Source organism: Rathayibacter sp. CAU 1779 (genome assembly GCF_054551755.1).
The window spans coordinates 37,196-50,996 of record NZ_JBTOLK010000006.1 but is presented as its reverse complement, the minus strand read 5'-3'; the positions used below and the strand labels follow the sequence as shown (position 1 = coordinate 50,996).

The window sequence follows — 13,801 nt, the reverse complement described above, 5'->3', positions numbered from 1 at the left end:
GCCGACCGGGCGAAGTGCACCAGGGTCCGGCATGGTTCGGCAACACGGCCTAGCGTGGTCGCATGACGGACATCCAGACCGCGGTCGAGGTCGCCGACTGGCGCCGACGCGTGTTCGCGTTGTACGAACTCGTGCGGGAGCTCAGCGAGGAGGAGCCGGCTGCCGCGCACGCAGCGTGGGTGGTGGAGCGCGACGCGCTGTTCGCGACACATCCGTCGACGCCGCTGCTGCCGGAGGACCGCGACCTCTTCTCGGGGCTTCCCGTGCCCGAATACGATCCGTCCTGGCGCTTCGAGCTGCCCATCGAGGACACGCAGCCCGCCGACCTCGACGTCGAGACCGGCACCGACGGCGTGGTGCCCTTCGAGCGCATCGGCGTCGTGCGGATGCCCGACCTCGGCTCCCTCGACGTCTGGCGTCTGCGCAGCTACGGCGGCGGCCTGTTCGTGCCAGTGAAGGATGCCTCTGCCGGGCATCCCGACGGCACCTACGGCGGCGGACGCTACCTGCTCGACACGATCAAGGGAGCCGACCTCGGCACCGGATCCCGTCCGGGCACGATCGTGTTGGACTTCAACTTCGCGTACAACCCGAGTTGCGCATACGACCCCGCGTGGGCGTGTCCGCTGGCGCCGCCAGGCAACACGGTCGGCATCGAGATCCCGGTGGGGGAGCGGTACCGGGGCTGAGGGTGCGCGGTGTTCGGCCGCGCCCCGAGCATGCGTTCCGACGGCAGATCGGGGCGACATGCCGCTGATCCCGTGTTCCGGACGGCGTGTCGCGCCGACTCGCCGTCCGAGCGCACGGGGAAGCCGGCACGAGGCGCGACTCGGGTCGAGTCGGTCAGGGGTGCTGACGCAGCAGCCGCGCCGCGACATCCTGATGCGCGAGCCGCCGCATCGCCACCACGACCGGTTCGTACAGCGCCGTTCCGAGCACCGCGTACTCGATGGCGGCGGATGCCTGGCCGGGAGCATCATCCGCCTTGTCGCTTCTGCCCGCGCTGTCGAGGCCCGCCTCGAGGGGGCCGACGTCGTAGAAGCCTGTGCTGTCGGAGCTCCCGCTGTCGAAGTCTGCGCCGTCCGAGCTTCGGTTGTCCGAGCTTCCGCTGTCGGAACTTCCGCTGTCCGAGCTCCCGCCCTCTGCGCCCCTGTCGGCCTCACCCTTGCCGCCTTCGTCTGTGTCCGTGTCCGGCCCACCGACCGGCGTCGCCGACGGCATCTGCGCCACATCGAACTCCGCGAGTCGATGCAGGGCCGCGCCGTAGATGTCGAGCCGTTCATCGCTGAGTGGGATGCCGGCATCCGTCACCGCCTGCAGGGCACGATCGAGCTGGGCCGTGGCGGCGAAGTCGGCGTCGTAGGTCCAGCCGAGCCGTTCGATAGCGGCCTTCGCGCGCGGATGGTCCGCGTCACCGTCCTCCGTCGTATAAGGAGGGAGGGATGCGATTGCCTGCCCGAGCGCCTCGAAGAGGTCGTCACCGGGGTGGTCGATGAGGTCGAGCACCGTCTTGATCCGCGCGATCGGCAGCCCGGCGACATCGATCAGTGAGCGGATCAGTCGCAGCCGCTGCACGTGCTCGTCGCCGTAGTCCGCCTGCGTCGCGCCGCGCGATTCGCCCTGCGGGAGGATGCCCTCCCGCAGGTAGTACTTGATCGTCGGCACGGGCACGGCGGTGGCGTGCGCCAGTTCGGAGATGCGCATCGGCCTCCTGTTCGTGATTGGGTCTTGACATAGATAGTACGACTATCCAGTATGGATACAACCACTATCCAATCGATTCAGTGCACTGCCCCGACACCGGCGCACACGCCGGAGGAAGCGAGACCGTCATGAGCGCGGCATCCGCAGCCCTCTTCACGCCCTCCATCACGATCACGGTCGGCGTGGTGCTTCTCACGGTGATCGGCATCGCCTACGGCGGAACGTTCATGCTCCGCGTGGTCTCCGGCAAGCAGGGCGCGAACGACCTGCAGAAGTCCTTCTTCCGCGCCGGACACGCCCACGCCGGCGTGCTCGTCATCCTCGGTCTCGTCACCCTGCTGCTGATGAGCGCGGCCGGTGCGGGAGTGTGGGGTCAGGTGATCGGGACAGCAGTTCTCTGTTGCGCCCTGCTCATCCCGGGCGGCTTCTTCTTCTCCGTGATAGGCCGCGATCCGAAGAAGCCGAATGCGGCGAGGTCGCTGATCTGGATCGGCTTCGGAGTGCTCACCGTCGCGATGCTCGCCGGTGGGATCCTGCTCATCGCGGTGGGTGCGTCCGCAGCCTGACTTCCGGTGGTTGCGCTCGAACCGTGCAGGCTTGGTCGACTGCGCAGGCAGACAACGCGTTCATGACGAGTCCGCGCGGTGGACCGTTCGGCCCGTCCGCTCAGGGGAGAACGAGGACCCTAGACTCGTTCAACGGGGATACGCCCGAACGCATCCTGTGGGGGGAACATGCACGCCTCGAAGACCCGAAAAGCCCTCTCCATAGTGGGGGCGGCCTTGCTCGTGGGAGGGACTCTGGCCGTGACCGACGCCGTGTCACAGCCGACGGCGGCCCATGCGGCGGACCCGACGATGGTCAACCCGATGACCGTCAATGGCGGCTTCACCGTGTACTCGCGCGGGGACGCCACGCTGTCCAACAGCGAGACCGAGGGCAGTATCGCGGTCGGCGGTCAGCTCACCATGGGCACTTCCGCGACGTACCAGATCGCGCATCGGGTGGCCGGAACCGGCGCCTACATTCCGCCGACCATCGACAGCGACCCGACCCGTCTCTTGGTGGGCACGTACAACCCGAACGCTGCGCAGAACCCCGGCCGTATCAACATCACCAATGTCGGAGCCACTGAGCCCTCGCAGTACGGCGATCTGAAGGTGGTGCAGCGCAACACGCCATTCGTCACTTATCAGCGCGGTAGCTGGCTCCGCTACGGGATCAGCGCAGGGTCCGACACGCCGCCCCTGATCGACGCGACCAACCAGGTGTATCCGGCGAATGCCGCACCACCGACGACGTCCGCGGGCAACGGCAGCGTGTTCACATACAACACGACCTCTGTCGGGACGAGCACAGCCGACGTCGTCGCCGACTACGTGGGAGCCAACGCGCAGGCATCCATGGACCAGATCACGCAGTGCCTCGACCAGGTGACAGTGCCGTCAGGGCCCGGGCACCAACTCACCGCAGTCGCGTACGGCACGCGTTACGTGCTCTCTGCTCTGCAGCCCGGGGTGCCCAACTACATCGACTACGCCGACATCGCCGGCGCGACGTTGATCCAGTTCTCGAGCACAGTACCGGATGCCACTACCCCGCTGATCATCGTGGTTCCGGCTGGCACGAGCGACATTCCCGGACCGCAGATCGATCCGGAAGGGACCTATTCGCCCTTCGTGCTCTGGGACGCATCGAGCGTGACGGGTCCGCTGAATGTGCACAGCGGCTCACGGATCGACGGCTCGATCTACGCCCCGAACGCGGACCTCACGATCACCGCAGCACCGTGGGACGGTCAGGTACTGGGATCCACCGTCACCCTCGCCGGCGGCGGCGAGATGCACTCGTACATGTTCGCCAGCGCCATTCCCTGCGACACAGGCGACCAATCCGGCACGTTCTCGGTGGCCAAGGCACTCTCGGGGGTGACGCCAGGGCAGATGGCGGGCACTTCCTTCACCGTGAACTACACGGCACAGCTGCCTGACGGCACGACGAGCACCGGCACCCTGGCACTGGGTGCCGATGGCACGCCGGTGAGTCCGACGGACACGTTCCCGTACGGAACGATCGTGACGGTGACCGAGGTGGCGCCCGACACATCGGGGCTCCCGCCCGGCTACGTCTGGACGGGCGTGACGTGGTCCGGCCCGACGACCTTCGCGATCGACGCGACGCATCCTGCGGTCTCGCTCGTCGTCACGAACGCCGCCGCCCAGGAGGCGGCTGACTTCACGGTCACGAAGACGATCACGGGCTCAGGCGCCACCGTCGTGCCGTCTGGAACCGAGTTCGGACTCGAGTACACCGTGAACGGTGGAAACCCGATCGCCCTCACCGTGTCACCCGGAGCGCCGGCCACCGTCACCGGCCTGGTGCCGGGCGATCTGATCGCGCTTCACGAGACCACCATGCCCACGGTCACCGGTGTGGACTGGGGAACACCGACGTGGACGGTCGACGGCGAGACGGTCACCCCGGACGCGGACGGAAATGTCACGTTCACACTGGCTGAGGGGCAGAGCGCGAGCATCGGACTGACGAACGTGGCGACGGCCGTCGGATCCATCACGCTCTCCAAGCAGATGGCGGGCAACGCGGTCGATGCCGTCGCCGGCGTGACCTACACCGCGATCTATACCGTGAACGGCGGCCCTGAGCAGACCATGTCGTTCCAAGGCGGTGCCTCGGAGACAATCACCGATGTGCCGGCGGGCACGGTCATCACGGCCCGCGAAGGTCCCTTGCCCGACGTCCCCGGCGTCGACTGGTCGACACCGGCCTGGACCGTCAACGGTGTGCCGCTGACCCCGGATTCCGACGGCACTGTCACCTTCGTCGTCCAGGGGGGCGAGACGATCGGCGTCATCCTGACCAACACGGCCAACGGATTCGGATGGCTCGAGGCCACGAAGACTGTCACCGGCGACGGCGCTTCGGCGGTGCCCTCCGACACGGTGTTCACGGTGCTCTACCACGTGGACACCGGGGCAGACATCACCCAGTTGGTGCAGGCCGGTGTGCCGGTCGTCTTCTCTCATGTGAACACCGGCATCACGGTGTTCGTCAAGGAGGGACCGATGCCCGACGTTCCGGGCGTCACCTGGGGCACCCCGGTGTGGATGATCAACGGACAGACCGCGCAACCGGATGCAGACGGTTACGTCAGCTTCACGGCGCAGACCGCACAGCAGATCACGCTCGGGCTCGCCAACGACGCCGAACTCGCCCCGACGCCGACGCCCACTCCGACTCCGACAGAGGGCGGGGGCGGAGTTCTGCCCGACACGGGATCGAACGATTGGGGCGGTTTGACGTGGGCGTTGGGATTGCTCGGCGCCGGAATCGGGCTGGGCGCGGCATCCGGGGTGTTGCGTCGCAGGGCGGCGGCTCGTCGGGGATGACGCCGGAAAAACACTCAGCAGACTCCCCGTAGAATTGATCGAGTGAGTGATTCCCGAGCCCCGTTAGACGTCGTCCTCATCGGCGGGGGCATCATGAGCGCCACGCTGGGCACCATGATCCAGCGCCTGCAGCCCGACTGGACGATCCGCATCTACGAGAGCCTCGGCGAGGTCGCCCAGGAGAGCTCCAACCCGTGGAACAACGCGGGAACGGGGCACGCCGCGCTCTGCGAGCTGAACTACATGCCGGAGGGCAAGGACGGCAGCGTCACGCCGGACAAGGCCATCAGCATCAACGAGCAGTTCCAGCTGAGCCGGCAGTTCTGGTCGTCGCTGGTGGAGAAGGGCGAACTGCCCAACACCTTCATCACGTCGACGCCGCACATGACGTTCGTGCGCGGCGGCGAGAACGTGAAGTACCTCCGCAAGCGCTACGCGGCGCTCAAGGATCAGCCGCTGTTCGCCGGCATGGAATACAGCGAGGACCACCGGGTGATCCGCGAATGGGCTCCGCTGCTCATCAAGGAGCGCACGCGAGAGCCCATCGCCGCAACGCGCATCACGGCGGGCACCGACGTCGACTTCGGGGCGCTGACCAACGCGCTCGTCGACGGGCTGACGGACCGCGGAGCCGAGTTGTGGCTCAACTGCCGGGTGAAGAGCATCCGTCGCACCAAAGAAGGCAACTGGCGCCTCAAGGTGAAGCACACCGTCGGCAACACCCCGCACACCGTGGATGCGCGCTTCGTCTTCGTCGGCGCTGGCGGCGGCGCCCTGCACCTGCTGCAGTCCTCGGGAATCGAGGAGATCAAGGGATTCGGCGGCTTCCCGATCAGCGGCAAGTTCTTCCGCACCACGAACCCGAAGATCGTGGCGCAGCACCAGGCCAAGGTTTACGGCAAGGCGGCAGTCGGCGCTCCGCCGATGTCCGTTCCGCATCTGGACACCCGCGTCGTGAACGGCGAGGCGTCGCTGCTGTTCGGCCCGTACGCCGGATTCAGCCCGAAGTTCCTCAAGAAGGGCTCGTGGTGGGACCTTCCCGGCTCGGTGCGCGCGGGGAACATCGGACCGATGCTCGCCGTAGCGCGTGACAACGGCGACCTGATGAAGTACTTGATCTCGGAGCTGCTCGCCTCGCGCGCCAAGAAGGTCAAGGCACTGCAGGAGTTCATGCCGTCCGCCAAGGGCGAGGACTGGGAGCTCATCACCGCAGGGCAGCGCGTGCAGGTCATGAAGAAGGATGCCGAGCACGGCGGAGTGCTGCAGTTCGGCACCGAGGTGGTTGCGGCATCCGACGGGTCCATCGCCGGACTGCTCGGCGCCTCGCCCGGCGCATCGACCGCCGTGCCGATCATGCTGAACGTGCTGCAGAAGTGCTTCCCGCAGCAGTGGGCAGCGTGGGAGCCGAAGCTGCGCGAGCTGATCCCGACCATGGGCACGACGCTCAACGACCAGCCGGAGAAGGCTGCCAAGGTGCTGGCCGAAACCTCGAAGGTGCTGGGCGTCGAGCAGTAGCTCGCGCACGTGCGCCAAGTTCTCCTGATCGCGCCGGCTTTTCTGGCGCGATCAGCACAACCTGGCGCACCATGAGTGACGATCCGGGACGGATCGACGTGCGCGTGCACCCGAACGGTCCTGTCTGCGGAGAGCAGAGGAAGCGTTCGGGTGCACCCGCGGGAAATGTGCGGGAACTGCTGGGCGGCGACTACTGCGCGGCGTCCAGCAGACCCTGGACCTTCGTGTTCGCGGCTTTCAGGAGCGCGGGGATGTCCGCGTTTTGATCCGTGAGCACCGCTTGCACGACGGGGTCGAGAGCGCCGTAGAGGTCCTGCGTGTTCGCGGCCGGCTCGGCGAGGAGCGGCTGCGCGAACTCCTTGTCCGTGTAGTAGCTGAACTGCTTGGTCGGCACGTTCACGTACGGGGCGATCCATCCCATGTACTTGTCGTAGGTCGCCTTGTCGAACACAGGGACCTGCGGCACGCCGACGGCTTGGTTGTCGTCCTTCTGCGCCTTCGCCGTGGCCTTCGCGGTCTTCTCGTCGAACTGGTTCTCCATGTAGAAGTAGTCGATCCACTTCACGGCGGCATCCTGCTGCGCCTTCGTGGCCTTGGTGCTCACCATCGCGAGCGTTCCGCCACCGAGGGCACCGGCATCCTTGCCTTGCAGCGGGATGACGGTTTCGCCGTACATGGCCGGCTTGATCGCGTTCTGCGATACGAGCGATGCGTAGTTGCCGCCGCCAGAGATGTACATGCCCAGCTGTCCGGCGACGAAGGCCTGGTTGATGCCGTTCCAGTCGTAGAGGAAGTTCGATCCCATCGAGTCGTCATCCCAGCGCATGTCGTGCAGCAGGCCGAGCGCCTGCGTGTAGGCGTTCGAGTCGACAGTCGCCTTCGTGCCGTCCTCGGATTCGCCGCGGCCGCCGAGTGCGTAGGCCATCGTCGTGAGAATCCAGCCGCCCGTGTTCTGCTGCGTCATCGTGGCGAAGCCGGCCCGACCGGTCTTCTGGGCGATCTGCTTCGCATCCTTGCGGATCTGCGCCCACGTCGTCGGCGGCTTGTCGGGATCGAGGCCCGCCTGCTTGAACAGGTCGCGGTTGTAGTGCAGCGCCTGCCCGTAGGCCGCGATCGGCACGGCCAACAGGTTGCCCTTGCTGTCCTGACCGTTTTTCAGCACTGACGCGTTGAGCTCCTTCGACCACGGATACTCCGCAACCTGGTCGCTGATGTCGGCCACCTGATGCTGCTGGATGAGTCCCTTGCCGTCGGTGAACGCGACAGTGAAGACATCGGGCAGCGTTCCGCCTGCGAGCTGGGCGGCGAAAGTGGTGGCCGTCCACTTGTATTCCTGCGGCTTCACCGTGATGTTCGGGTACTTCTTCTCGAACTTCGCGACGCGATTCTCGATGTCTTTCTTGGCGGCCGGCTGCAGGCCGACGTCCTCGGCGACCGTGATGCTGACCTTGCTGTCGCTCGTCGTGCCATTGCCAGACGAGCAGGCCGTGAGGCCGATCGCGGAGACCGCGACGGCCGCCGTGATCGCCACCGCCCTGCGGAAGGTGAGGGACATGTCAACTCCTCTGTTGATCATTCGGGTTGTGCTGGTGTGCCGTCGGAAAGGGTGCCGAGCGGCGTGGTGCTGGTGAATGCGGTGCTGGATGCGGTGCGTAGCCACACCGTGGTGTCGGGCGGCACCATGCCGCCGACGAGGGGTGCGCTGGCGAGCAGGATGTCGGCATCCGGCTCGAGCACGAAATCGTGTGGCCCGAAGTTGACGATGCAGATGACATCGTCGCCTCGAGCGAATGCGAGAACGCTGTGATCCGGTGTCGCGAGCCACCGGAATCCGTCACCGCGCAACGCGGGCTCGGAGCGGCGCAGCCGCAGCGCGTCACGGTGGAGTCGGAGCATCGAGTCCGGGTCACGCAGTTGCTCCGCGACGCTGAGCACGCCCCAGCTCTCCGGCTGTGGCAGCCATGGCTCTGCAACGCCGTCGTCGGTACCGTCCTGGGCGTCGCCGGTCGTGTCGGGCGAGAAGCCGAAGGAGCGGCCGTCGGCCGTCCAGGGGAGCGGGACGCGGCATCCGTCGCGTCCCGGATCCACGCCGCCCGACCTGAAATGCATCGGATCGGTCAGCGCCTCGCGTGGGAGCTCGGCCTCCGGCAGCCCGAGCTCGTCGCCCTGGTAGAGGTAGAGCACGCCGGGGAGCGACGCGGCCAGCAGTGCCGCGGCGCGAGCGCGGCGGGTGCCGAGCGTCTCGTCGGCCGCCGTGCCGAACCGCTTGGCATCGAAGGAGAATGCCGTGTCCGCGCGGCCGAGTCGAGTGACGGGTCGGGTGATGTCGTGGTTCGAGAGCACCCAGGTGGCCGGCGCGCCGACGGTCGCGTGTGTGTCGAGCGTCTCGCGGATGACGCGCCGCAGCCGATCCGCATCCCACGGCGCCGTCATGAAGTCGAAGTTGAACGCCGTGTGGATCTCGTCCGGCCGCAGGTAGGCGGCGAAGCGGTCGGCCTCGGCCAGCCACACCTCGGCGACCAGGATCCGCGGCTCGGAGTATCCGTCCGCAACCCTGCGCCATGCGCGATAGATGTCGTGCAACTCGTCGCGATCCAGGTGCGGATGCGTTCCCGGCGCGTGACCGGAGACGCCGCGCATGTCGGGCAGAGTCGGGTCCTTCACGGGGAGGCCGGCCGAGTCGATGCGGACGCCGGCAGCACCTCTGTCGAACCAGAAGCGCAGCACGTCTTCGTGCTCGCGCCGCACGTCGTCGTTCTGCCAGTTGAGGTCGGGCTGTTCCGGCGCGAAGAGGTGCAGGTACCACTGGCCGGGCGTGCCGTCGGAGTTCGTGGTTCGCGTCCAGGTGCTGCCGCCGAAGCTCGACTCCCAGTCCGTCGGCGCTTCGGCGCCGGCCGGACCACGTCCGGCCCGAAACCAGAACCTGTCTCGTTCCGCCGATCCCGGCCCGGCGGCCAGTGCCGCCTGGAACCACGGGTGCCGGTCGGAAACATGGTTCGGCACGATGTCCACGATCGTGCGGATTCCGTGCCTCCGCGCCTCGGCGATGAGCCGCTCGGCCTCGTCGAGATCGCCGAACAGCGGATCGATGGTCCGATAGTCCGACACGTCGTAGCCGCCGTCAGCCTGGGGCGAGGCGTACCAGGGCGTGATCCAGATGGCGTCGACGCCGAGATCGCTCAGATAGGGAAGCCGCGACCGCAGGCCGGCCAGGTCGCCGATGCCGTCGCCGTTGCCGTCCGCGAAGCTGCGCGGATACACCTCGTAGACGACTGCGTTGCGCCACCAGTCGAGGTCACGACTCGCTGCCCTACCTTCGCGGCGTTCGGTCCCGGCCGGTGCCGGGGCGACGGGTTCGTCGTGGGTGATGGTCACGTCGTCGTGTCTTTCTGTCGAGAGTGGGTCTGGTGTCGAACGGCCCGGCCCCGGCGGCCGAGCCCCCTCTCCACAGCGGTTCGGGTCCGTAGGGCCGAATCCCGTGGGGCTCGGGGCTGACGCGCTCGGCGCGTCGGGGAGGGCTTCCGTCCGCACGTCCGCGGACGATCCGGCGAGGAAGGTTTAGCGCTACACTCATCGGATGGAAGTTGACCATAGAGCCGTTGCGTCGGCGATGTCAAGCGGCCGTTCGAAGCGGATGGTCGCCGGGCTCGGCATCCGCGATACCGTTGGCCCACCGTGCCGATCGGCTCGCTTGACGCCCGTCGCGCTGTCGGAGTCGACCTGCCCAAGACCCTCGAACGGAGAACCATGCGCGTGACGCTCAAGGACATCGCCGACGAGGCCGGCGTGAGCGTCATGACCGTCTCGAACGTCGTCAACGGCAACCGTGCCAGGGTGTCGCAGTCCACGATCGACCGCGTGCAGGAGATCGTCGAGCGTCGCGGCTATGTGCCCAGCGCGTCCGCCCGATCACTTGCTGCCAACGCATCACGGATGATCGGACTCCTCGTGCCTGCCGCGGACGAGGACAGCCTGATGGTCAGTCCCCATAATGCGGCGATGTTCGGCCTGCTCGAGCGCCGGCTCCGCCGCGCCGGATATCACCTGCTGCTACGCGGCGTCGCGCGTCCCGGTGAGGTGCTCGAGGCGGTGCGGTCGTGGAACCTCGACGGCGTGATCCTCCTCGGGTTCGTCGACGCCGACGTCGACTCGTTCGTCATGGACGGCGGTCCGCCGCTCCTCGCGCTGGACAGCTACTCGGCCAACCCGCTCACCGCCGGCGTGCGCTCGGACGACTTCGAGGGCGGGACTCTTGCCGCCTCCCACCTGCTCGCGCTTGGGCATCGCGAGATCCTGTTCGCCGGTCCGGAGTTCGCGGACAGCGGCGTCGTCCAGCAGCGGCACGCGGGGTTCGTGGCCGCGCACGAGGCGGCGGGAGTTCCGTGGGATCCGTCCCGGCTCGTGCTGGCAGATACGACCTACGCGGCGGGCGTCGAGCTCGGGCGCCGAGTGCGGAAGGAGCATCCGCAGGCGACGGCGGTGTTCGCCACAGCGGACATCCTCGCGGCCGGCCTGCTCGAAGGGCTGCGTTCGGCAGGGGCGGATGTGCCTGGCGACATCTCCGTCGTCGGCTTCGACGACATCGACCTGGCCGGATACGTCACCCCCAAGCTGACGACGATCGCGCAGGACGTCGTGGCCAAGTCGGACGAGGCGGTTCGACGGATCCTCGACGCGATCGACGGAACACCACCCGCCGCGGAGGTCGTGCTGCCCGTGCGGCTGGTGCTGCGGCAGTCGACGGGAGTCCCGACGTCCGGCTGAGGAGTCGCGCTCGGTGGCTGGCACGAGTCTGCTGGCCCAATGACGTGCCGGGGCGTGGAATCCCTGGCGCGTGTTGTCGCATTGCGTCCACGAAGCGACACGTCGCGCCAGGAATTCAGTGGGGACGAAGGATCTACACGGGTACGACGGACCGATCGACGACACTCGCGGCGAGCCTGTTGCACAAGAATCGAATTAATGTTCGAATGAAGCAATGCGGTGGAGCGGTCAGGAGATCACGGTCGAGCAGACGGATGCGCTCCCCGGTTTGGCCAAGCTGAACAACCTCGTGCGCTCGGTGCGCACTCCCGAGTTCGCCGGCGTCACGTTCCACGAGGTGCTCGCGAAGTCCGCGCTGAACAAGGTCCCGGGTGGCGGCGGGGCGCTGCCGTTCGGCTGGACCATCAACCCGTACCGGGGATGCCAACATGCGTGCGTGTACTGCCTGACACCCGACACGCTCATTCTCATGGCTGATGGACGGCAGAAACCGCTCGGCGAGGTCACGCCCGGCGATGTCGTCATGGGTACTCGAAAGGACGGCGCATATCGCCGATATGTTCCGAGCATGGTCCGGGCCGCATGGTCGATCCGCAAGCGCGCGTTTCGTGTCACCCTGGCCGACGGCACCGAGCTGGTCGCCAGCGGTGACCATCGTTTCCTCACGAATCGGGGTTGGAAGTACGTCACGGGTGCCACGGCGGGTGCGGGCCAACGCCCGTACCTGACCGTGAACAACTCGCTCCAGGGCTTCGGCTCGGGTGGCCGGCATGATCAGCCGAGCGCTGAGAGCCCTGAGTACCGTCGGGGATATCTCACGGGCGTGATCCGGGGCGACGGCATGCTCATCGCCAAGGACTACACCCGAAAGAGTGGCGCGATAAACCGAGTTCGGTATTTCCGTCTTGCGCTTGCGGATGCCGAGGCGCTTGACCGATCTCGCGCATACCTTCTGGCGCAGGGCATCGCCACCACCACAAGGCCCTTTGCCGTAGCGGATGGGCATCGTCCGATGAATGCCATCCACTGCAATCGGCATCAGGCATATGCCGACATCCAAAGCCTCATCGACTGGCCGCGCCTTCCGGGTGACGAGTGGTCTCGCGGATTCTTGGCCGGGATCTTCGACGCGGAAGGAAGCTGCTCGAGGGGGGTGCTGCGCATCAGCAACAAGGCGAAAGACATCCTGGACCACACCGGTGCGGCGCTCGAGCGGTTCGGCATCCCGCACGTCGTCGAGCCCGCCAGGCCTAACGGCGTGCGTTGCGTAAGAATCACGGGCGGCCTTGGCGTTCGATCACGGTTTTTCCAACTCGTGCGGCCGGCGATCACCCGCAAGCTCGACCTCGTCGGCACCGCTGTGAAGACGACCTCCGATCTGCGCATCAGGTCGATCGAAGACCTCGGTGCGGAACTCGAGATGGTCGACATCACCACCGAAACGGGGGACTTCGTGGCGAACGGTGTGATCAGCCACAACTGCTTCGCCCGCCCCACTCACCGCTACCTCGAGCTCAACATGGGCACCGATTTCGACAACGAGATCGTCGTCAAGGTGAACGTCGCCGAGGTGCTGCGCAAGGAGGTGGCGCGGGCGAGCTGGAGGCGGCATCCGGTGGCACTGGGAACGAACACCGATCCGTATCAGCGTGCCGAGGGGCGCTACGCATTGATGCCGGGCATCATCGAGGCGCTCGCCGACTCGGGCACGCCGTTCAGCATTCTCACGAAGGGGTCGCTGCTGCGTCGTGACCTCGACCTGATCGCGGATGCCGCCGCCCGCGTTCCCGTCGACCTCGCGATGTCGATCGCGGTGTACGACGAGGAGCTGCAGAAGTCCGTCGAGCCGGGAACCCCGAGCACGAAGGCGCGGCTGGAGACCGTGCGCGCCGTGCGCGAGCACGGTCTGGAGTGCGCCGTGTTCATGATGCCGATCCTGCCGTTCCTCACCGACTCGAGAGAGCACCTGGATGCCGCGCTCGCCGCCGCGAAAGCCGCAGGCGCGAGCTCCGTGCTCTACACGGCTCTGCACCTTCGGCCAGGGGTCAAGGAGTGGTTCATGCTGTGGCTGGAGCGCGAGCATCCGGAGCTCGTTCCGAAGTACCGGGCGATGTACGGCACGCAGGCCTACGCGCCGGTCGACTACCGCAAGTGGCTCGCGGCACGCATGAAACCGTTGATCGCGAAGCACAGGCTCCGGCGCGGGGAAGAGGACCCCGTGACGGGCGGCGTGCGCTCGGCCGCGCTGGCCGCGATGCGCGACAGCGACGGCAACCGGGTGCGATTCGGTGCGGCTTCGGCTGCGGATGCGCCGGGTGCGCCGTCCCGCGTCGCTCCCGAGGAGCGGCTCACGCTGTTCTGAGCGCGCGTCCGTCGTATCGGGCAGGACGCCTCCGCCTCGTCGCATTCGC

Annotated in this window: 9 protein-coding genes; 6 read left to right on the top strand and 3 right to left on the bottom strand. The window is 67.2% G+C overall.

The window, feature by feature from the left end; all coding sequences use genetic code 11:
- The first annotated feature begins 62 nt into the window (after window positions 1–62).
- The gene (locus tag ACX9R5_RS18425; RefSeq protein ID WP_459410519.1) at window positions 63–689 is read left to right on the top strand and encodes a DUF1684 domain-containing protein; all 627 of its coding nucleotides are present in this window, start codon (window positions 63–65) and stop codon (window positions 687–689) included.
- 154 nt (window positions 690–843) lie between these two features.
- Here ACX9R5_RS18425 and ACX9R5_RS18420 read toward each other — a convergent pair whose 3' ends face one another.
- A complete protein-coding gene (locus tag ACX9R5_RS18420; RefSeq protein WP_459410518.1) occupies window positions 844–1,704 on the bottom strand; it encodes a MerR family transcriptional regulator in 861 nt (286 codons plus the stop codon).
- 128 nt (window positions 1,705–1,832) lie between these two features.
- Between ACX9R5_RS18420 and ACX9R5_RS18415 the strand changes: the two genes are divergently transcribed.
- The 3 genes from ACX9R5_RS18415 to ACX9R5_RS18405 all read left to right on the top strand — a co-directional run bounded on the left by ACX9R5_RS18415 (window position 1,833) and on the right by ACX9R5_RS18405 (window position 6,626).
- Window positions 1,833–2,270: a hypothetical protein gene (locus tag ACX9R5_RS18415; RefSeq protein WP_459410517.1), complete on the top strand. Its 438-nt coding sequence runs from the start codon at window positions 1,833–1,835 to the stop codon at window positions 2,268–2,270.
- A 240-nt stretch (window positions 2,271–2,510) separates the two neighbouring features.
- Window positions 2,511–5,111: a collagen-binding domain-containing protein gene (locus ACX9R5_RS18410; protein ID WP_459410516.1), complete on the top strand. Its 2,601-nt coding sequence runs from the start codon at window positions 2,511–2,513 to the stop codon at window positions 5,109–5,111.
- 42 nt (window positions 5,112–5,153) lie between these two features.
- Window positions 5,154–6,626, top strand: a complete 1,473-nt coding sequence (locus ACX9R5_RS18405) for a malate:quinone oxidoreductase (RefSeq protein ID WP_459410515.1) — start codon at window positions 5,154–5,156, stop codon at window positions 6,624–6,626.
- Between the two features lie 190 nt (window positions 6,627–6,816).
- Here the strand turns inward: ACX9R5_RS18405 and ACX9R5_RS18400 are convergent, their stop codons facing one another.
- Together ACX9R5_RS18400 and ACX9R5_RS18395 are read right to left on the bottom strand one after the other, a co-directional pair.
- Window positions 6,817–8,181 (bottom strand): type 2 periplasmic-binding domain-containing protein, encoded by a 1,365-nt coding sequence (locus tag ACX9R5_RS18400; RefSeq protein ID WP_459410514.1) that lies wholly within the window; start codon window positions 8,179–8,181, stop codon window positions 6,817–6,819.
- Window positions 8,182–8,198: 17 nt separating this feature from the next.
- Window positions 8,199–10,001, bottom strand: coding sequence for a glycoside hydrolase family 13 protein (locus tag ACX9R5_RS18395; protein ID WP_459410513.1), 1,803 nt, complete (start codon window positions 9,999–10,001; stop codon window positions 8,199–8,201).
- Between the two features lie 300 nt (window positions 10,002–10,301).
- Here ACX9R5_RS18395 and ACX9R5_RS18390 point away from each other — a divergent pair, with 300 nt between their 5' ends.
- Together ACX9R5_RS18390 and ACX9R5_RS18385 are read left to right on the top strand one after the other, a co-directional pair.
- The gene (locus tag ACX9R5_RS18390; RefSeq protein WP_459410512.1) at window positions 10,302–11,390 is read left to right on the top strand and encodes a LacI family DNA-binding transcriptional regulator; all 1,089 of its coding nucleotides are present in this window, start codon (window positions 10,302–10,304) and stop codon (window positions 11,388–11,390) included.
- Window positions 11,391–11,604: 214 nt separating this feature from the next.
- On the top strand, window positions 11,605–13,752 hold the full coding sequence (locus tag ACX9R5_RS18385) for an intein-containing Rv2578c family radical SAM protein (protein WP_459410511.1): 2,148 nt from the start codon (window positions 11,605–11,607) through the stop codon (window positions 13,750–13,752).
- Window positions 13,753–13,801 lie beyond the last annotated feature (49 nt).